The 19,671-nt window shown below is 49.2% G+C and carries 22 protein-coding genes; 14 read left to right on the top strand and 8 right to left on the bottom strand.

Annotation, left to right across the window (positions count from 1 at the left end):
• Positions 1-26 precede the first annotated feature (26 nt).
• From CVU71_06970 to CVU71_06940, 7 genes are all read left to right on the top strand, one after another.
• Complete coding sequence (locus CVU71_06970) at positions 27-275, top strand: acyl carrier protein (protein PKN19247.1); 249 nt, start codon at positions 27-29, stop codon at positions 273-275.
• Between the two features lie 6 nt (positions 276-281).
• Entirely contained in the window at positions 282-1,106 is an 825-nt protein-coding gene (locus CVU71_06965; protein PKN19246.1) for a hypothetical protein, read from the top strand.
• Positions 958-1,662 carry a hypothetical protein gene (locus CVU71_06960; GenBank protein PKN19245.1) on the top strand — a complete coding sequence of 235 codons (705 nt, stop codon included), beginning with the start codon at positions 958-960 and terminating at the stop codon, positions 1,660-1,662. Before CVU71_06965 ends, CVU71_06960 begins: the two co-directional genes overlap by 149 nt.
• 117 nt (positions 1,663-1,779) lie before the next feature.
• Positions 1,780-2,547, top strand: a complete 768-nt coding sequence (locus CVU71_06955) for a 3-hydroxyacyl-CoA dehydrogenase (protein ID PKN19244.1) — start codon at positions 1,780-1,782, stop codon at positions 2,545-2,547.
• A gap of 148 nt (positions 2,548-2,695) precedes the next feature.
• On the top strand, positions 2,696-3,607 hold the full coding sequence (locus tag CVU71_06950; protein ID PKN19522.1) for a sensor domain-containing diguanylate cyclase: 912 nt from the start codon (positions 2,696-2,698) through the stop codon (positions 3,605-3,607).
• A gap of 94 nt (positions 3,608-3,701) precedes the next feature.
• Positions 3,702-4,082, top strand: coding sequence for a response regulator (locus CVU71_06945; protein PKN19243.1), 381 nt, complete (start codon positions 3,702-3,704; stop codon positions 4,080-4,082).
• A 3-nt stretch (positions 4,083-4,085) separates the two neighbouring features.
• Entirely contained in the window at positions 4,086-4,733 is a 648-nt protein-coding gene (locus CVU71_06940; protein PKN19242.1) for a chemotaxis protein CheC, read from the top strand.
• 53 nt (positions 4,734-4,786) lie between these two features.
• Here CVU71_06940 and CVU71_06935 read toward each other — a convergent pair whose 3' ends face one another.
• The 7 genes from CVU71_06935 to CVU71_06905 form a co-directional block, all read right to left on the bottom strand.
• The gene (locus tag CVU71_06935) at positions 4,787-5,530 is read right to left on the bottom strand and encodes a hypothetical protein (protein ID PKN19241.1); all 744 of its coding nucleotides are present in this window, start codon (positions 5,528-5,530) and stop codon (positions 4,787-4,789) included.
• 17 nt (positions 5,531-5,547) lie between these two features.
• On the bottom strand, positions 5,548-6,147 hold the full coding sequence (locus tag CVU71_06930; protein ID PKN19240.1) for a cob(I)yrinic acid a,c-diamide adenosyltransferase: 600 nt from the start codon (positions 6,145-6,147) through the stop codon (positions 5,548-5,550).
• Positions 6,144-7,115, bottom strand: coding sequence for a methylmalonyl Co-A mutase-associated GTPase MeaB (locus tag CVU71_06925; GenBank protein PKN19521.1), 972 nt, complete (start codon positions 7,113-7,115; stop codon positions 6,144-6,146). The genes CVU71_06930 and CVU71_06925 overlap by 4 nt, the downstream gene beginning before the upstream one ends.
• Before the next feature lie 25 nt (positions 7,116-7,140).
• Complete coding sequence (locus CVU71_06920) at positions 7,141-7,545, bottom strand: methylmalonyl-CoA mutase (GenBank protein ID PKN19239.1); 405 nt, start codon at positions 7,543-7,545, stop codon at positions 7,141-7,143.
• Positions 7,546-7,576: 31 nt separating this feature from the next.
• Positions 7,577-9,259 (bottom strand): methylmalonyl-CoA mutase, encoded by a 1,683-nt coding sequence (locus CVU71_06915; GenBank protein PKN19238.1) that lies wholly within the window; start codon positions 9,257-9,259, stop codon positions 7,577-7,579.
• A gap of 321 nt (positions 9,260-9,580) precedes the next feature.
• Positions 9,581-9,781, bottom strand: coding sequence for a cold-shock protein (locus tag CVU71_06910; GenBank protein PKN19237.1), 201 nt, complete (start codon positions 9,779-9,781; stop codon positions 9,581-9,583).
• Between the two features lie 386 nt (positions 9,782-10,167).
• A complete protein-coding gene (locus CVU71_06905) occupies positions 10,168-10,647 on the bottom strand; it encodes a hypothetical protein (protein ID PKN19236.1) in 480 nt (159 codons plus the stop codon).
• Between the two features lie 428 nt (positions 10,648-11,075).
• On the opposite strand from CVU71_06905, the gene CVU71_06900 reads away from it, so the two are divergent.
• The 5 genes from CVU71_06900 to CVU71_06880 all read left to right on the top strand — a co-directional run bounded on the left by CVU71_06900 (position 11,076) and on the right by CVU71_06880 (position 15,201).
• Positions 11,076-11,912 (top strand): MoxR family ATPase, encoded by an 837-nt coding sequence (locus CVU71_06900; GenBank protein PKN19235.1) that lies wholly within the window; start codon positions 11,076-11,078, stop codon positions 11,910-11,912.
• A gap of 10 nt (positions 11,913-11,922) precedes the next feature.
• Entirely contained in the window at positions 11,923-13,116 is a 1,194-nt protein-coding gene (locus CVU71_06895) for a hypothetical protein (protein ID PKN19234.1), read from the top strand.
• A gap of 17 nt (positions 13,117-13,133) precedes the next feature.
• Positions 13,134-13,706 (top strand): redoxin, encoded by a 573-nt coding sequence (locus CVU71_06890; GenBank protein ID PKN19233.1) that lies wholly within the window; start codon positions 13,134-13,136, stop codon positions 13,704-13,706.
• Between the two features lie 9 nt (positions 13,707-13,715).
• A complete protein-coding gene (locus tag CVU71_06885; protein ID PKN19232.1) occupies positions 13,716-14,303 on the top strand; it encodes a peroxiredoxin in 588 nt (195 codons plus the stop codon).
• 265 nt (positions 14,304-14,568) lie between these two features.
• On the top strand, positions 14,569-15,201 hold the full coding sequence (locus CVU71_06880) for a hypothetical protein (protein ID PKN19231.1): 633 nt from the start codon (positions 14,569-14,571) through the stop codon (positions 15,199-15,201).
• A 16-nt stretch (positions 15,202-15,217) separates the two neighbouring features.
• Here the strand turns inward: CVU71_06880 and CVU71_06875 are convergent, their stop codons facing one another.
• The gene (locus CVU71_06875) at positions 15,218-15,559 is read right to left on the bottom strand and encodes a molybdenum-binding protein (GenBank protein ID PKN19230.1); all 342 of its coding nucleotides are present in this window, start codon (positions 15,557-15,559) and stop codon (positions 15,218-15,220) included.
• 240 nt (positions 15,560-15,799) lie between these two features.
• On the opposite strand from CVU71_06875, the gene fdnG reads away from it, so the two are divergent.
• Complete coding sequence (fdnG, locus tag CVU71_06870; GenBank protein ID PKN19229.1) at positions 15,800-18,868, top strand: formate dehydrogenase-N subunit alpha; 3,069 nt, start codon at positions 15,800-15,802, stop codon at positions 18,866-18,868.
• 13 nt (positions 18,869-18,881) lie between these two features.
• The coding region (locus CVU71_06865) for a formate dehydrogenase subunit beta (GenBank protein ID PKN19228.1) at positions 18,882-19,671 on the top strand (790 nt) is incomplete at its 3' end.

The raw sequence follows: 19,671 nt of genomic DNA, 5'->3' as shown, positions 1-19,671 counted from the left end.
ATAATAATATTAAAGGAGTTAAGAAAATGGATGACAAGAAGATTTTTGAAGAGATGGTTAATATTTTAAAGACATACACTAAGGACGTTACGCTCTTAGAGAAAGCAACGCTCGATACTCACATATTGAACGATTTGAAAGTCAATTCCGCGCGTCTGGTCGATGTGATTATCAAATGTGAAGACGTTTTCGGCATCAGCGTTGATGATGATGAGGCGGATAAGATCCGCACCATCGGCGATGCAGTCAGCATTGTAAAACAGAAACTCGGGTAAACAACTATGGATACGCGATCCAGATTTATGCTGCATTTGCAAAATTTTTTAGGGCGTTTGACTATTATCTTTGTGGCGCCTTTTTACTTTATCCTTGCGCATGCGATGCATTACCGGATCAGGAACCTGCGGGAACTCCGCCGTCAGTGCGCGGCGGCGTTTGCCGCACACAAGGGGCCCTGGATTATGTGCGCCAATCATTTAACCATGGTTGACTCTTTTATCCTGAGCTATGTCTCGTTCAGTCTGGCCGGACACATTATTCATTACAAGCGGCTGGCCTGGAATCTGCCGGAAAGAAGCAATTTTCAAAGCAATATCTTTCTGGCCGTCTTATGCTACCTGTCCAAATGCGTTCCCGTTGATCGCGGCGGTTCCCGCGAAAAGATGAAACGGGTTCTCGATCAATGCATTTATCTCTTACGCAACAGGCACACGATTATGATCTTTCCCGAAGGGGGAAGATCACGCACCGGCCGTGTCGATAAAGAAAATTTTTCCTACGGTGTCGGCCGGTTTATTCAGGATGTGGAGGACTGCAAAATCATGTGCATCTATCTGCGCGGCGACAAGCAGCACAAATACAGCCTGATCCCCGCTTGGGGTGATAAGTTTTACGCGCAGATGGAAGTGTTTCAACCCACGCCGGTGGTTCAGGAAGGGCTTCGCGCGCAACGGGAGTATGCGTCGCAGATTATTCAGAAGCTCGCGCAAATGGAGGAGACTTATTTTGCCGCACATCGGGAACGATATCGTGGATTTGACCAGTCAGCCGAACGGACAAAAAAGCACGGATTCGCGCTTTCTGAGGAAAATACTCACCGATACTGAAATTGAGCAGGTCCGAAGTTCCGGTGATCCGGATGCGGCGCTCTGGTCTTTCTGGGCATGCAAGGAAGCGGCTTATAAAGTGATTCAGAAACAGACCAGCGGCGCGGCCTTTGTGCCGCGCCGCTGGTCTGTTTGCTTTCAGGCGTCTGTCAATTCTCCCGTTGGCCTTCAAACGTTAAAAGAAGATTACCGGGACGGAGCGGTATTTGTTCCCGGTTTTGACGCTGTTTACGTTCGTCTGTTTCCATTTTTCTCATACCTTCATTGCATAGCGGTCGATGCTTTTTGCGTGATGGATAATATCATTGCTCATGTTGATCGGATGCCCGATCAGGAAACCTCTGGCGGCGCGGATCCATCATTGTTCGCCCGGGTAAGGCTGGTCCGTTCACTTGCCGCCGCTTTGCAACTGCCGGAAGAGGATATGCGAATCATCCGCGAGACCAAAGACGGCGGGCTTATGCCGCCGCGCCTTTATATTGCGGGCGTTCCATCCGGCATTGAAATCAGTATCAGTCATGACGGAGATTATATCGCGTATGCTTATATTGTCTGATTTATTGATGTTCTGATGGAAAAAGTTTTGGCATATTTTGTTGTCATGCTGCTTGTCTTATGCTAATAGTCTTTTATTATTAAGCTTTCCTATAATCAGCAGTTCAAGGGAGGGGATATGAATCATAAGGACGTTGTCGCATTAGTCACCGGAGGTTCGTCCGGTCTGGGAGAGGCCACCATGCTGGAATTGGTTGCCAGAGGAGCCAGAGTGGTCATTGTGGATGTTGATGATGCGAAAGGCCAAAGCGTTGCGGATGCCGCGGGAGATAATGTTGCCTTCGTGCATGGGGATGTGACCAGCGAAGAGGACATTCGAAAGGCCATTAAAACAGCTACGGATACTTTTGGAAAAATGAATGTGGCCGTCAATTGTGCAGGCATCCCTAATCCGGGGAAAATTCTGGGCAGGAAAGGGCCGCTGTCGATGGAATCCTTTTATAAAGTTGTCCAGATTAATCTCGGGGGAACGCTCAATGTTATCAGGCTGGCTGTGGAGGAGATGAACGGCAATACAGTCAATGATGAAGGGGAAAAAGGCGTGATTGTTAATACGGCGTCCATTGCGGCTTTTGAGGGACAAATCGGGCAGGCGGCTTATTGTGCGTCCAAAGGCGGCATTGTTGCCATGACCTTGCCGATAGCCCGTGAATGCGCCGATTATGGTATCCGGGTTGCAACGATCGCCCCCGGACTCTTTGCAACACCCCTGATGGATAGTTATCCCGACGAGGTAAAAAAAAGTCTGGCCAAAGACGTGCCCTTTCCTCAGCGATTGGGTAAACCCGCGGAATATGCGAAACTGGTTTTACATATCATCGAAAATACCATGCTGAATGGCTGCTGTCTCCGGATCGATGGCGCCTTGCGGATGCAGGCGAAATAAACAGGGCGATCTGATATCCGGCACAGGCTTAAATTGACTTGAAAAGCATCATCAATTCATGTAAGTACCCAAAAACGATCTGAATGACGCTGAAGGGATACTCCTTAATCTTATGATACCGGATTCGGCAGACACAGGGATACAAAACATCAAATCAATAGTATTCTCGCAAGTGTTTGACATGGTGGATATCGGTCTGGTGATCCTGGATCGTGACCTGCGCGTGAGACACTGGAACCGCTGGATGCAGCTGCACAGCACAGCGGCGGCCGAAGACGTCATTGGATCCTTTATTTATGATGTTTTTCCCAACTTGAAACGACCCCGGTTTTTAAATAACTGTAAGACGGTTTTCACTTTTGGTAATTTCTGTTTCTTTTCTCAAAGACTTCATCATTATCTGTTTCCGTTTAAGCCGATCAGTTCGTTTGATTCCGATTTCAAACATATGCAGCAAAGTTGCACCATGGGGCCGTTGCGTAATGAGAATGGAGACATTGAATATCTGTTCATTGCCGTGCACGATATGACGGAAGCGGTTAATTTTGAACAAAAGCTGCTGGCGCTCAACAGGATCGACTCTTTGACCGGCGTGAACAACCGCCGCAGTTTTGAAACGCACATCAAGGAAGAAATGGAGCGGCACGCCAGATACGGTCACCCTTTAAGCCTGATCATGCTGGACGTTGATCATTTCAAAAATGTCAATGACACATACGGCCACCAGTGCGGCGATTATGTTCTTAAAGCAATTACCACATTGATCAGCGAGACCACACGCAGCGGGGACATCCTGGCGCGCTACGGCGGCGAGGAATTCTGCTGCCTTTTACCGGAAACCCCGGTTTCAGCGGCCATGATCCTTGCTGAAAGGTTCCGGAAAACCGTCGCCGATCATCTTTTTGAATATCAGGGACAGGGGATTCGCGTTACAATTAGCCTGGGCGTATCCGCCATGGGGCCGGATGCAACAACGCCCGATATGCTGCTGAAAAAAGCTGACGATGGCTTGTATACGGCAAAAAACAGGGGACGCAACCAGATTGAAGTTGTCCACTGAAAGTATCGGTTATTAAAATAATCCTGTCTTTCGATTCAAGAGAGATGCATGTGCCGGAAATAAAATAGTCTATCTCTGCGTATAGGGACGATTCATGATAAAAAAGATATTGATCGTTGATGACTCACCTGTTTCCATTAAAATCATCAAAAGCTGCATTCCCAAGGACCGGGGCTATGAACTGTTCGACGCCGCCAATGGTCAGATCGGTGTGGAACTGTTCAAGCAAATCAAACCGGATATGACTTTCATGGATCTCACCATGCCGGTCATGAATGGTTTTGATGCCCTGCAGGAAATCATCAGGCTGGATCCCCGGGCGATGGTGGTGGTGGCCACTGCCGATGTTCAGGTTAAAGCCATCGCCAAAGCGCACGACCTCGGTGCTTATTCCGTTGTCAAAAAACCACCGACCAGGGAAAATATCACCGCTGTAATTTTAGAAGTTGAGAGTGTGCTGAAGGAACGGGACTAATTTATGGATTCAAGTATACAGGAATCATTGATCACTGAGGAAGAAACGGACATTCTGCAGGAAATCATGAATATCGCCTTCGGCCGTGCGGCGTCTGATCTTGCCGAATACATCGACATATTTGTTATTCTCAGTGTGCCTTATATCAAGCTTTTGCGCTCGTCGGATCTTCCGCCCTATATCAGTGCCGAGATCAAAGATTATGATAAGGTTTCACTGGTCGAACAGAATTTCTGGGGAAAGTTCAAGGGTAGTGCCTTTCTGGTATTTCCGGCGGACAGCGGCAAAAAGATTCTGTCTCTGCTCGACGGTTCGGATGAATACTTTGAATCGGACCCGATCAATGAACTGGAAAAAGAAACGTTTCGCGAAGTCGGCAACATTTTGATCGGCGCCTGCATCGGGAAAATTGCCGAATTGCTGGGTGATGTCATCACCTATTCCCCGCCCCGGGTGGTGGTGGAGAGAAGTCAGCGCGGCATTATATCGAATAGCCTCTTTGCCGAGGACGATCTGGCCATTGTATTAAGAACCGTCTTTGAATTTAATGAAAAAAACATCAGCGGTTATTTATTTATCGTTACCAGTGAAGAGTCTTTTGCCTGGCTGAAGACGGCGCTGCATAATTTTCTGGATCAGTACGAGTGCTGATTCCCTTTTATTTTCTGCGGCCGTCCACGCGACGGCCGTTTTTTCCTGTCGTGTTATTCCGTAATTTCTTTTCTCAACTGGATGGGCTTGATCTGTTTTTTACGCAAACGCAGATTAAGCATTTCCACCGCTACGGAAAACGCCATCGCAAAATAGATGTAGCCTTTCGGTACATGCACGTCGAAACCCTCAACAATCAGCGTGACGCCCACCAGGATCAGAAAAGACAAGGCCAGAATTTTGATGGTCGGGTGGCCATCCACAAAGTTGGCAATCGGTTTGGCGGCAAACAGCATGACGGCGACGGCCAGAATAATCGCGATGGCCATAATCGATATATGCTGGGCCAGCCCGACCGCCGTGATGACCGAATCCAGTGAAAAAACGATATCAAGAACGGCAATCTGCGCAAGAACCGCCGCCATCTTTGTCGTTTTTAATGCCGGCTTATTTTCTTCAATGCCTTCCAAACTGTTATGAATTTCATGAGTCGCTTTGGCCAGCAGGAATAATCCTCCTCCAATTAAAATGATATCCCGTCCGGAGATAGCCTGGCCAAAGATTGTAAACCAGGGCTGGATCAGATTGGATATCCAGACGATGGAAAATAAGAGTGCCAGACGGGTGCCCATTGCCAGCATGAGTCCTATGTTACGGGCAAGGTTTCTTTTTTCGGAAGGCAGACGCCCTACCAGAATTGAAATAAAAATGATGTTGTCGATCCCCAGAACAATCTCCAGGGCCGTCAGGGTTCCCAGAGCAACCCAGGCTTCAGGGCTGGTCAACCATGCAAACATAATCGTTCTCCTGAAAACTAATACTCGATGCCCGCGCGGTCTTTGATGCCCGCGGCATAGTGATGTTTGATTTCTTTAACTTCACTGACCGTGTCGGCGAGCTTCATGATTTCTTTGGCCGCGTAACGGCCGGTGAGAATCAGGTCAAGCGCCGGCGGTTTGTCTTTAATCAAATTAACTACATCTGCCAGAGGGATGAGTTTAAAATCGACCGCGACGTTAATTTCATCAAGGATAACCATATTGTATTTGCCCGAAGCAATTGCCTTTCTGGCCAGTTCAAAGCCCTGCCGGGCGAGTTCAATATCCACCGGGGCGGGTTTGTCGCGCATGACGAAGCTGTCCAGGCCCGTGCGGAGAATGGTCAGCCGCGGCAGATATTTTTCAGCCGCCACAAACTCGCCGTAGTCCCGTCCTTTCATAAATTGCAGGATGAAGACTTTATAGCCCTGGCCCACGGCGCGCAGGGCCTGCCCGAAAGCTGAAGTGGTTTTTCCCTTGCCGTTGCCGGTAATGACGATGACCAGACCACGGGCGGCCGGAGCGGGTGCGGATATTGTCTTCTTGGGATGGGCCGGTTTAGTTTTTTTCGCTTTTTGCTTCACGAGCGGTGTCATGGCATGTCTCCTGACTTGAGGAAGCGGCGGGCGATGGCTTCCGCCTCGGTATAAGGATCGGCTTCCCGGTTTTTAATTCTTTCAGCAATATTTTTCAATTCGCCGCCGGCGATCAGCTGATTCAGCACCGGTTCCAGTATGCAGGCTTTAAGCGCATCGGTGATTTCCATAAGCGCCTTGCGTTCCATTCGTTCGGAAAGTTGTCCGCTGATCAGCAGATGGGCGTGATGGTCCGATATCTTCTGCGCGAGTTCCGCCGTTTTTTCGGCAAAGCCCACGGGTTCATACAGATTGCCGATGCTCACAATCGGCGGCCGCCATGCAGAAGGCGGCAGCGGTGAGGCGTTGAGCAGCGAGGTAAGCTCCGTTTGCAGCTGTTTTGCGCCGGGACGGTCGGCTTTGTTGATGGCGAAGACATCCGCAATTTCCATGATGCCGGCTTTCATGGTCTGAATTTCATCGCCCATACCGGGCACCAGTACGACGATGACGCTGTGGGCATGGTGGATAATATCGAGTTCCTGCTGGCCGATGCCGACCGTTTCGACTATCACGATATCCTTACCCATGGCTTCCATCACATGGATAGCGTCGCCTGCGGCCTGTGAGAGACCGCCCAGAGCACCGCGTGTGGCGAGCGATCGGATGAACACGCCTTCATCTTCCGCGTGTCTGAGCATGCGGACGCGGTCGCCCAGGATGGCGCCGCCGGAAAAAGGGCTGGTCGGGTCAACCGCCAGAACACCCACCGTCCTTTTTTGCTTGCGGAATTCGCCGATGAGCGCGTCAGTCAGGGTGCTTTTGCCGGCGCCCGGTGCCCCGGTGATGCCGATGATCAGCGATTTGCCCGTGTGGACAAAAAGCTGCTTCAGCCGCGGCCGTGCCTGCGGCAGCTTATCTTCCAGATCACGGATCAGGCGGGAGGCGGAGCGGACGTCGCCCGCGCATATTTTTTTTGTGGTTTCCATCATTCGTTTTTTATCGGGGTTTCAGTCAGTCTCTGCTCTGGACATGCGTGCGAATCCAGTCCACAATGGAGTCCAGCGATGCGCCGGGAGTGAAAATGGCCTGGATGCCCGCGTCATACAACATCTGAAAGTCCTGCTCAGGAATAATGCCGCCGCCGATGACCGTAATGTCGGAGGCGTTCTTTTCGCGCAGCAGTTCCACCACTTTTGGAAACAAAATGCGATGCGCACCCGAGAGACAACTCAGGCCTACGAGATCGACGTCCTCCTGAATGGCCGCGAAGGCGACCTGTTCCGGGGTTTGATGGCATCCGGTATAGATGACTTCAAAACCGGCGTCGCGAAATGCGCGGGCCAGGATGCGCGCGCCGCGGTCGTGACCATCCAGTCCCGGTTTGGCCACCATCACTCGAATTTTTCTTGACGACATATCATTAATCTCCTCGATATAAATCTATCTCTTAATACAATCCCGGGTCCCGATACTCCCCGTAAACTTCACGGTAAACATCGCAGATTTCCTGCTGGGTGGCCAGATTCTTGACTGCCGAAATGCAATACGGCATCACGTTTGCTCCCGTTTTGCAGGCGGTACGGATGTCGTCAAGCGATTGTTTCACGGCGCGGTTGTCCCGTTTGCGGCGGACATCCTGAACCCGTTTGATCTGCTCCTCGCCCATTTTTTCATCGATCTCCACCAAGGGCACCGCATGCTGCGCTTCGGTAACATACTTGTTGACGCCAACCATGATCTTTTCTTTGGTTTCAACCTGTCGCTGGAATTGATAGGCGGCGTCCGCGATTTCCATCTGCGGGAAGCCTTTTTCAACAGCGGCAATCATACCGCCCATGGCGTCGATCTTTTCGATATATTCCCAGGCCTTTTCCTCGATTTCATTGGTGAGGGATTCCACAAAGTAGGAACCGGCCAGCGGATCAATGGTATTGGCCACGCCCGTTTCTTCGGCCAGAATCTGCTGGGTGCGCAACGCGATTTCCACCGCTTGTTCGGACGGCAGGCAGAATACTTCATCCAGAGAGTTGGTATGCAGCGACTGGGTTCCGCCCATGACGGCGGCCAGCGCTTCGACGGTTGTGCGGATGATATTGTTATAGGGCTGCTGCGCGGTCAATGAGCACCCGGCGGTTTGGGTGTGGAAGCGCATCCACAGCGAACGGGGGTTTTTTGCACCGAAACGGTCGCGCATCACTTTGGCCCAGATGCGGCGCGCGGCGCGGAGCTTGCAGATTTCCTCAAAAAAGTCGATGTGCGAATTGAAAAAGAAAGACAGACGCGGTGCGAAGTCATCCACATTCATTTTCTTGCGGCGGATGACATCTTCAACGTACTCGATGCCGTCGCGCAGGGTGAAAGCCAGTTCCTGAACAGCGGTTGCGCCCGCTTCCCGGATGTGATAGCCGCTGATGCTGATCGTGTTCCAGCGCGGAACGTATCTGGCGCCGAACTCCACGGTGTCCGAGATGAGCTTGATGGAGGGTTCCGGCGGGCACATGAACGTCTTTTGTGCAATAAATTCCTTGAGCATATCGTTTTGAATCGTCCCGCCGATTCTGGTAAGCGGCACCCCTTTGATTTCGGCTGCCGCGCAATACATGGCCCAGAGCACGGTGGCTGGCGGGTTGATGGTCATGGAGGTAGTTACCTGAGAAAGCGGAATGCCGTCAATCAATGCCAGAAAATCCTCCAGCGTGTCGATGGCCACCCCGCACTTGCCCACTTCACCCAGAGATCGGGGTGAGTCGCTGTCATAGCCCATGAGGGTGGGGAAATCGAAGGCGGTACTCAAACCCGTCTGGCCTTCACGCAAAAGCATGTGCCAGCGGGCGTTGGTATCCTGAGCGCTGCCCATGCCGGCAAACATGCGGAAAGTCCAGTGCCGTCCGCGGTAACCGGTAACCTGGTTGCCGCGCAAATAGGGGAATTCGCCCGGAACACTGATATCGCGGGCAAAATCCATGTCCTTTAAATCTTCCGGCGTATAAAGTCTTTTGATGTCCAGATCGGAAACGGTCGCAAAGCGCTCCTTCTGATCGGGATTGGTTTTTAATGATTTTTGAACATCGCCCTGCCATTTTTCGGTCAGTTGCCTTGATGTCTTTTGTGTTTCATCCGAGAAATACAATTTACTCCCCCTCTTGTTCCGAGTCGTGATGCACGCTGTTATTTTAATTGAATCACAGGACGGTTTGCGGCCCCGGGCCACCTTGTGTGACCTTCAGGTCATCAGGTGGCCAGGTCGTCGCGGCCGTATCCGTTAGCTGTAATATAGTCTTTTATAGGGAACCCGCCACGAGACGGCGAGCCAAAAAATTGGTCTGGATTAACTCGAATGTTCTGTTTTTGTCAAGAAATATTAAGGGTTGGGAGGGTGAGGGTATTAAATTAGAAAAGCACGCCGGCGTTATGACACACGGCGTGCTTTTCTCTGGTTTTAAATCAACGACTAAAGTGCTCTGACGTTTTCCGCTTCCAGGCCTTTTTTGCCCTGAACCACGTCGAAACTGACCGGCTGGCCCTCATTCAGCGTCTTGAAGCCGCTGGACTGAATGGCGCTGAAGTGCACGAAAATATCTCCGCCGCCCTCTTGCTCGATGAAGCCGAAGCCTTTGCGTTCGTTGAACCACTTTACTTTACCTTCTGACATAGTACTAATCCTCCTTTCTCAAAATTTCCTAAGTCGAATTATCACTGTGGCAGAAACAAAAAGGCCGCCAATTAAAAGTACCAAAGGCGGCCGACCTTGCGCTTTATCATGACACCATTCAACTTATTCCCTCGCTTTTTTCAGTATGACCCGCGAAGTTGAACGGACCCTAGAGTAATTGTATACAATAGTCAAGCGTTATTTTTAATCCCGCTCACGCGGGACGAGCATTAATTTACCGCATTTTGGAGCAATATCAAGACATTCATCTCATGCCCCTAAGGCTTGCCAAGGCGGTTGATGGAAATAGAAGCAACACCCCGTTACATTTCCGTGAGCAATGCGACGGGGCGTTGCCAAAGCTGTAAATTAAATATCCGTCAGGCCTATTTGTTGGAACGCACCGGAAGCGCCCGTGTGCCATAGGTTTGAATCTGTGGATACCAGCGCTGATTGCCTTGAACGAAATTGAAGTTGGCAGCCTGGGAATCGCGCGCTTCAGATGACCACGTTTCGATACAGGTTATTTTAATCAACTCCGTGGCGAGGTGAATACTGAAATTGCCGGCGCAGGGCGCATTCTGGGTTTGTTGTGCATCATACAAACTTGCCAACTCATCGTTTGTCGGCATCCGCCAGTCATTATAGTTGCCGGCGCTGTAATTCTCGCAATAGGATTTCGCGGCAGTCCAGCTGACGTCGCTGCCGTTGTCTTTTCCCGCCCACATCAGGTTTGTCTTTGTATCCAGAACTGTTCCGTTGCCGTGATGGACGATAAAACGATCCTTGCCTGCGCAAGCTACAATCATTGACACCATCACGGGAAGTAAGACGATAACAAAAATAGTTCTTAATAATCTTTTCATAACGGTCTCCTTTTATTACAGGTTGGACAAAGCGTTTTGATTTGATAATAATGCGCTTTTTCAGGAAGCAGTATAGGAAACGGGGTTTTGTATGTCAAGGAAATCTTGACTGGAAAATACGGGGTGCGGCGCCATTTTGCGCTGCCATCGGCAAAGTATTCGCTATCCCGGGTACAGGCCATGGTGGCTTATTTTATCCTGGCGATCCGTTGTCCGGTCAGCTGTTTATAAATCGACCGAACCGCCGCATTGACCGGGAATTCGGAAGCCTGCAAGAGGCCACCTCTTAATCCGTGCTGTTTAACCCGATATTCGATGTTAATTTTTCCATCAAATCATGTTATGGCTCTTATGAAGTATTGATGAAATGCTCCGCGGCTTTAATCAAATAATGCCTGCCGGGTTAAAAAGTATTAAAGGAGAAAGTAATGACAACCTCTGAAAACCGTTCCGCAAAATTTGCCGGGGCATCCCGTTATGTTCTGGATGATGAACTGGCTAAAATTGTTAATATTTCTATGGCATTGGAGATGCCCCTGTTGCTCAAAGGCGAGCCCGGCACCGGGAAAACCATGCTTGCCCATGCGATAGCCGAATCGTTGCGCATGCCGCTGATTATTTTGAATGTTAAATCCAGCATGAAACTGATCGATGCCCTTTATCAGTACGATACGCTAACAAGGCTTAATGACAGCCGTTTTTCCGATTCCGGGCGCGACGTGAGCAATATCGAAGAGTATATCAAAATGGGCAAAATCGGTCAGGCGTTTGCGGCTGAAAAAAAAGTGGTCTTGCTCATTGACGAAATCGATAAGGCCGACACTGATTTTCAGGATGACATGCTCGATATTCTTGATCAGATGCAGTTTGACATCATGGAAGTCGACCGTACCGTCAAGGCGAAAAACCGGCCCGTGATCATTATTACCTCCAATGCAAAGAAAGATCTGTCCGATCCGTTTCTGGGGCGCTGCAATTTCCATCATATTGCTTTTCCGGACCGCGATATGATGCGCAAGATCATCAGCGTGCATTTTCCCGATCTGAACAAGGATTTGACCGCCGCCTGCATGGATGCGTTTTATCGTCTGCGGGAAGTGCGTGGTGTCGAGAAGAAGCCCGCCACACGCGAGCTGATCAACTGGATGCGCGCCCTGCAGGCCGATCCGGATTTTCAGATTAAAAGTTTGAAATCGAACAGCGTTCCTTTTTTAGGTGTGTTGTTCAAAAAGAGCACGGATCTTTACCTGGCATCCCATCAGTAAGGTAAAACGCATGTTTGCTAATTTTTTCTATACGTTGCGCGACAAGGGTATTCCCGTGACGCCCACGTCTTTTCTGAGGCTTCAAAAAGCGCTGGGCATGGGGCTTATTTCGTCGCTTGATGATTTTTACAGTGTCACGCGTTCTCTGCTGGTGAAAAGCGAACGCTATTTCGACATTTACGATCAGGCGTTTGCCGTGGCGTTTCACGGGATGGCCGACGTGGAGCCGACGGATGCGGAACTTTCCGATATGGTTAAGGCGATGCTGTCTGAATGGCTCAAAGATCCGGAGGGAATGGCCGACGCGCTGGGGCTTTCCGAAGAACAGATCAAAAAGATGACGCCTGACGAACTGGTTGCCCATTTCCTGAAGCGTCTCAAGGAGCAGACCGAAGCCCATCACGGCGGCAATAAATGGATCGGCACACACGGCACATCGCCTACCGGTCATTCCGGCACACATCCGGGCGGTATGCGCGTGGGTGGTGAATCACGCAACAAGTCAGCCATCAAAGTCGCCATGGAGCGCCGTTACCGCGACTATTCGCAATCCGGTCCCATCAACGCCTCACAAATCGGAGAAGCACTCAAACGCCTCAAGCATCTTCAGCCGGCGGGACCCAAGGACATTGTGAATATTGACAAGACGATTTATCAGACCATGCGCAACGCCGGTGAAATAGAAATCATTTTCGACCGCAGATTGGCCGACCGCCTGAAAGTCAAACTGCTCATCGATAATGGCGGCTGGTCGATGGATCCCTATGTGGATATTGTCCAGGTGCTCTTTCATTACGCGCAGTTTCAGTTCAAAGAACTTGAAATTTATTTTTTCCACAATACGATTTATTCCAATGTCTGGCTCGATGCGCAACGTTACAAGAAACCGGTGCGGGTGGACGAATTTGCCCGCTCCGATCCTGAAACGCGGTTGATAATTGTTGGTGATGCTTCCATGGCGCCTTATGAACTGTCTGATCCCCGGGGGGCGATTTATGTCGGTCAGAATGAATCACGCTCGTCGGTGGAATATCTGAAGTTTTTGTCCAAGAACTTTCGTCATGCTGTCTGGCTCAATCCGCAATCCCAGGATCACTGGTTTTACACGTGGACAGTCAAGCAGATTGCCGGTATCTTTCCCATGTTTGAATTGTCTCTCGACGGACTGGAAAAAGCAGTGCATCACTTAATATCCCGCAATTAAATGAGGAGGTATAAGCCATGAAAAAGAGATTAGCTTTCATTATAACCATCACGCTTCTTATAACATGCGTGGCCGTGCTGGCCGCTTCCAATGTGCCCCCGCAGGTGGGTAGTACGCTGCCCGATATGAAGCTTTTGAAACCTTCCGATTCTGCGGAACTCAAATATCTGGGCCTTTCCGGGTCCGGAACATTTTCGCCGAATCAGGTTAAGGCGCAGGTGCTGATTATCCAGATTTTCAGCATGTATTGTCCTTACTGCCAGAAGGATGCACCCAATGTTAACCGGTTCTATGACCTAATGGAAAATAATCCCAAACTCAAGGGTAAAATAAAAATTATCGGTATTGGCGCCGGAAATTCCCAGTTTGAAGTGAATACTTTTAAAAAGAAGTATAAGGTGGAGTTTCCGCTGGTTCCTGATGCGGATTTTTCGATTCATAAAATCGTCGGCGAAGTCCGCACACCTTATTTTATCGCTGTGAAGTTAAATGGTTCAAAAAAACCGGAAGTAGTTTATTCCAGACTGGGCGCGCATGAAAATATCGAAGCGTTTCTGGCTGAAGTCATCAAACTGGGGAACGTCAAATAGGGGGCGGCTATGAACAAGCGATTTCTTGTCACGATATTTCTTGTTGTTTCTTTTGCATCAAATGCTTTTGCTCTGTCCGATGCCTATAAGGGCAATATCTATCAGGTCGGTAAGCTCAAACCGGTGGATAGTATTTTAAAGGTGAAAGTAGGACAGCTCGCGCCGGATTTCACGCTCAAAGCAGTCAGCGGAAGAGAAGTTTCTCTCAAAGATTATATCGGCAAAAAGAATGTTGTGCTTTCCTTTGTGCCTGCCGCCTGGACGCCGGTTTGTTCCGACCAGTGGCCCGGCTATAATATTGTTCAGGAATTGTTTGAAGAAAATAATGCCGTGCTGCTGGGGATTACTGTGGACAATATTCCAACATTATATTCCTGGACCAATCAGATGGGCAGGCTGTGGTTTGATGTCCTGTCCGATTTCTGGCCGCACGGTGCCGTTGCTTCACGGTATGGCATTTTGCGTTCCGACGGTACGGCGGAACGGGCAATTATCATCATCGATAAAAAAGGAATAATTCGCTATATTGATGTTCACGATATTAACGAACGTCCTCCGTTAGAAAGCATTATTCGCCAGCTTGAGAAATTGCAATAGCTGTTTCACAATTTAAGGACGGAGTCGGTTTAGCCGAACGCCGGTCCTGAAATATTTCTATATTTTTTCGCCGGTTTAATTTATACTCGACCATCTTGGATTCAAAAAATCTGTATTTTCCCTTGACAGAGGCAGCCAATTGCGATACGCATTTGTGACCGTAAGTCATAAGTGCGTATGGCTACGATAGATTATAAATGATTCCATTATTTTATAGAATTCAAATATAACATGTCTTCATCTTGACTTAAGAGGAGAATTTATTTTGAGCTCAGAAGAAAGAAGAAAGAAAGAGAAGGAAAATCGGAAGAACTCGATTCTGAAAGCAGCTCGTAAGCTGTTTTTTGAACGTGGTTTTAAATCCGTGACCGTTGATCTCATTGCCGCCAAAGCGGAAGTCAGCAAAGGCTCTATATATTTATATTTCGACAGCAAGGAAGAAATATATACCCAGATATTGATCTCGGCTAATATCGAGCGTCATCGAGAAGTAGAAAATTTTGCCAAACAGGAAGGAACCGCTTCGGAACTCCTTTTGATGTTTGCGCGTGATTACGTGAATTTTTTTCTTGATAACAATGAATTGTTCAGAATTCTTATGACATTCATGTTGCATTCGGAAAATATGAATCTGACTGAGGAGCAAAATACGCAGTTGATTCACACCACTAATGAAAATATCCGTACGGTTTCTGAAATTCTTCAGAAGGGTGTTCATTCAGGCGAGTTTGTTCCAAATATTGATATACGCCAAGTACAGAACGCTATCTGGGGATCGCTCAACGGCATTATCTCTCTTTATATTTACACGGGAGCGCCCGAAAAACGTGCTGAAAGAATCCATACGACTGTCAGAGACAGTCTCAATCTTTTTATAAAAGGAATGATAAAGGCTTAAGTTTTTTAACGGGAAGTTATTTCCCGTTCTGGTGGGTTAATTTCTGAAAGTCTTGATCTGCGGTATGTAGAAGTTTTTCCACGTCTTTTTCAAGTTTTTCAAAGCGATCGATGATTGCTCTTGCCTGCGCTGTAAGCTGCATGGATTTATCGTGCACGCCAATGTCCACGAGTTTCATACCCATTCGTTCTTCCGAGGCTTTTAATCTTCCCCAGGCGGCCCGGTAGGACATCTCCAGTTTTTTTGCTGCGGCGTTGAGGCTGCGCTGCTCATCGACGGCTTTTAGGATATCGTCTCGTCCCTTGCCGAAGACCACTTTTCCGTTTTTTTCAATCCAGACCTTGTACTTGATTTCCATCAGGAACCCCCTATCTGCTTGCCTATTTTTACTTATAGGGAAGATTGTGACAAAATGTCAATAAAATTCCTTTGGATAGTTTTTGCATGAGGACAATTTCATCTAATAACAGCTGGATGATTGAACTTCAGAGTATTTGTTCTATGCTTATTATAACATATTGACTTTTTTATGACTTTCGGTCAAATTATGCCAAGTCTGACATAGACCAAAATTGACATAGTTATCGGGAGGCTTTTTATGCAAATTACGAGGAGAGGTTTTTTAACCATGACCGGCGCCGCTTACAGCGGGGTTGCCCTGTCCAGTTTAGGGCTCAACCTGAATCCAACCAGGGCATACGCGGACGAGCTTAGCAAAATGGATCGTATTAAAATTGCCAAGCAGGTAACCACCATTTGTTGTTACTGTTCCGTTGGTTGTGGTCTGGTCTGTAGCGTGGATAAGGCTACAGGTAAAATTTTCAACATCGAAGGCGATGCCGATCATCCCATTAATGAGGGATCGCTTTGTGCCAAGGGTGCCGGTTTCTTCGATCTGACCGAAGCCAACAAGCATCGTCTGACCAAGGTGCTTTACCGAAAGCCTTATGGAACAGAATGGGAGGAAAAAGACTGGGATTTTGCGCTTTCCCGGATTGCCCGCTTGGTTAAGGACACACGTGACAAGGGTTTTGTTAAGCGAAATGACAAGGGTGAACTGGTTAATCGCTGTGAGTCAATCGGTCACTATGGCAGTTCCAATATTGATAATGAGGAATGCTGGCTGGTCACTGCGAAATGCCGTGCCCTGGGTATGGTCTATATAGATCATCAGGCCCGGGTCTGACACAGCCCATCTGTAGCGGCTCTGGGAGAGTCGTTTGGACGTGGTTCTATGACGAACCACTATTGCGATTTAAAAAATGCAGATGTCATCCTCATTATGGGCAGCAATGCTGCGGAGCATCATCCCATTGCCTTTAAATGGATTTTGAGAGCAAAAGAAAAAGGCGCAACGATCATTCACGTTGATCCCCGTTATACCAGAACATCCGCACGCTGCGATTTTCATGTGCCGCTTCGTTCCGGAACGGACATCGCTTTCCTGGGAGGCATGATACACTACATTATCGAGAATAATAAATACTTCAAAGATTATTTGCTGAATTACACCAATGCCTCCTTTATTGTGGGGGATGACTATTATTTTAAAGATGGTCTTTTCTCCGGTTATGACGCAAAAAAAAGAAAGTACGATAAGGCAACCTGGGTGCTGGAAAAAGACGGCAAAGGAATTCCCAAACGGGATATGACGCTGACTAATTCCCGTTCAGTCTTTCAAATGATGCGGAAGCATTATTCCCGCTACACACTGGATAAGGTATCGAGCATCACGGGTGTGTCGAAAGAAAATCTTCTCAAGGTTTATGAAATATACAGTTCCACCGGTGTTCCGGACAAGGCGGGAACGGAATGCTACGCTCTGGGCTGGACTCACCATACGACCGGCAGCCAGAACATCCGCACCATGTCCATCATCCAGCTTCTCTTGGGTAACATGGGGATCGCGGGCGGCGGCATCAATGCGCTGCGCGGCGAACCCAACGTTCAGGGTTCCACCGACCATGCGATTCTGTACAATGTTCTGCCCGGTTATCTGAAAACGCCCTCTGCTTCTCTCAATACGCTGAAGGCGTATCTACACAAATGCACGCCGGAGTCCAAGGACCCGCAATCGGCAAACTACTATCAGAATTATCCGAAGTTTTTTGTCAGCTTCCTGAAATCCTACTGGGAGGACAAGGCAACGAAGGAAAATGAATTCGGTTATCAATGGCTCCCCAAGATGGAAGACGGGAAGCACTATTCCACGATGCATTTGTTCGACAGGATGTATGCGGATAAGATCAAGGGATTCTTTGCCATTGGCGCGGATCCGGCCGTCAGCACTCCGAATTCCAATAAAGTCCGCAATGCGCTCCAAAATCTGGACTGGCTGGTCGGTGAAAACATTTTCAACAATGAGACCTACGAATTCTGGAGAGGCCCCGGCGTTGATCCAACCAAGAACAAGACGGAATGTTTCCTTCTGCCCGCCGCCGCGAGCATGGAAAAAGAAGGTTCGCAGAGTAACTCCGGCCGCTGGGTACAGTGGAAATACAAGGCCGCTGAGGCTCCCGGCGACGCTCTCCCCGTCGGCGAAATTGAGATTAAGATTATGGCGGCCGTCAAAAAACTGTATGAAAAGGAGGGCGGTCCTAACGCCGAAGCGATTGTCAATCTTAAATGGGATTATTTGGACAATAAAGGGCACATGGACGTGATGAAAGTGGCCAAACGGATCAACGGCGTTTTCCTGGAAGACACCGTTATCGAAGACAAGGCCAAGAAGACAAAGACGGAATTCAAGAAGGGGCAACTGGTGCCGGGATTTGGCAATCTTCAAGCCGACGGCAAGACGGCCTGCGGCAACTGGTGTATCTCCGGAAGCTACACCGCAGACGGTCTGAACAGAATGGCGTCTCGGGGCAAGGAAGATCCGACGGGCCTTGGCCTCTTCCCCAACTGGTCTTATGCCTGGCCGGTCAACCGCCGCATTATGTACAACCGCGCTTCCTGCGATGTGAACGGCAAGCCCTACAATCCCAAACGCAATATCCTGGAGTGGAAGGGCGATAAATGGGTGGGCGATGTGCCGGATGGACCCTGGCCGCCGCAGGCGGATAAGGAGAAAGGGAAATATCCTTTCATCATGAAGCAAGACGGCGTCGGTGCTTTGTTTGGACCCGGCATGGCTGAAGGTCCCTTCCCCGAGCATTACGAACCGCTGGAAGGGCCGCTCAGCAAGAATCCATTGTCCGGACAGCTGATGAATCCGGCTGCTGAAATCTTCAAAAGCGATATGGATAAAGCGGCTAATGCCAGTGAAATATTCCCGTATGTCTGCACAACCTATTCCTGCACGGAACATTGGTGCACCGGCGCTTTGACCCGCTGGCAGGCGTGGCTCCTGGAAATGCAGCCGGAACTCTACGTGGAAATCGGCGATCAACTCGCCAGGGAAAAAGGCATTAAAAACGGCGAGCGCATCAAGGTTTCCTCGATACGTGGCGAAGCTCCCTGTGTTGCCATGGTGACGAAGCGCTTTAAACCTTTTACCGTCGAAGGAAAGACGGTTCATCAGGTCGGTATGCCCTTCAATTATGGCTGGCTGTTTCCCAAGGACAGCGGAAGCGACAGCACGAATATGTTAACCCCAACCGTTGGCGATGCGAACACCTTCTGCCCCGAGTACAAGGCGTTCATGGTCAACGTGGAAAAGTTGTAGGAGGGAAGCGACTATGAATAAACAACCTGAACTCGTAAAATTGATTGATACCACCCTGTGCACCGCCTGCCGGGGTTGCCAGGTGGCCTGCAAGCAGTGGAATGAACTGCCCGGCTTCAGAACGAAACAGTTGGGCACCTATCAGAATCCTCCTGATTTGCAGTGGAATACCTGGACGTTGATTCGCTTCCAGGAATATGAGGATAAAAATAAAAATTTCACGTGGATCTTCCGCAAGGACGGCTGTATGCACTGCACCGACGCAGCCTGCGTAAAAGTATGCCCCAGCGGCTCTCTTTATTACACCGAGATGAAAACTGTCGGGATTCGTCATGAGAAATGCATCGGCTGCAAGGAATGCGTGGCGGCCTGTCCGTTCCATATTCCCAAGTATGATGAAAAGACCGACAAGGTTTACAAATGCGATCTTTGTTATAACCGCATCAAGGAAAGCCATGCTCCTGCCTGTGTGAAATCCTGCCCGACCGGCGCTCTGACCATCGGCGACAAGGACGCGATGATCAAAAAAGCTTATGCCCGGGTGAAACAGTTGGGCGGTGATGCCAATGTTTACGGCGACAAGTTTGTGGTCGGCACGCACGTGATTTACGTTCTGCAATTCAAACCGGATGTTTACGATGAGCTGCCGGTGAATCCGAAAGTACCTCTGTCCGTGATTGTCTGGAAAGACCTCTTAAAACCCTTGAGTCTGCTTGCCGCAGGCGGTGTTTTGGGCGGCGCATTCCTCCATTACATGATCCATGGGCCGAAGACGCCTCATGAAGATGTGAATGGACAGGATG

The sequence above is a fragment of the Deltaproteobacteria bacterium HGW-Deltaproteobacteria-6 genome (assembly GCA_002840435.1).
Taxonomy (GTDB): domain Bacteria; phylum Desulfobacterota; class Syntrophia; order Syntrophales; family Smithellaceae; genus UBA8904.
This window is presented reverse-complemented; position numbering and strand designations above follow the sequence as displayed.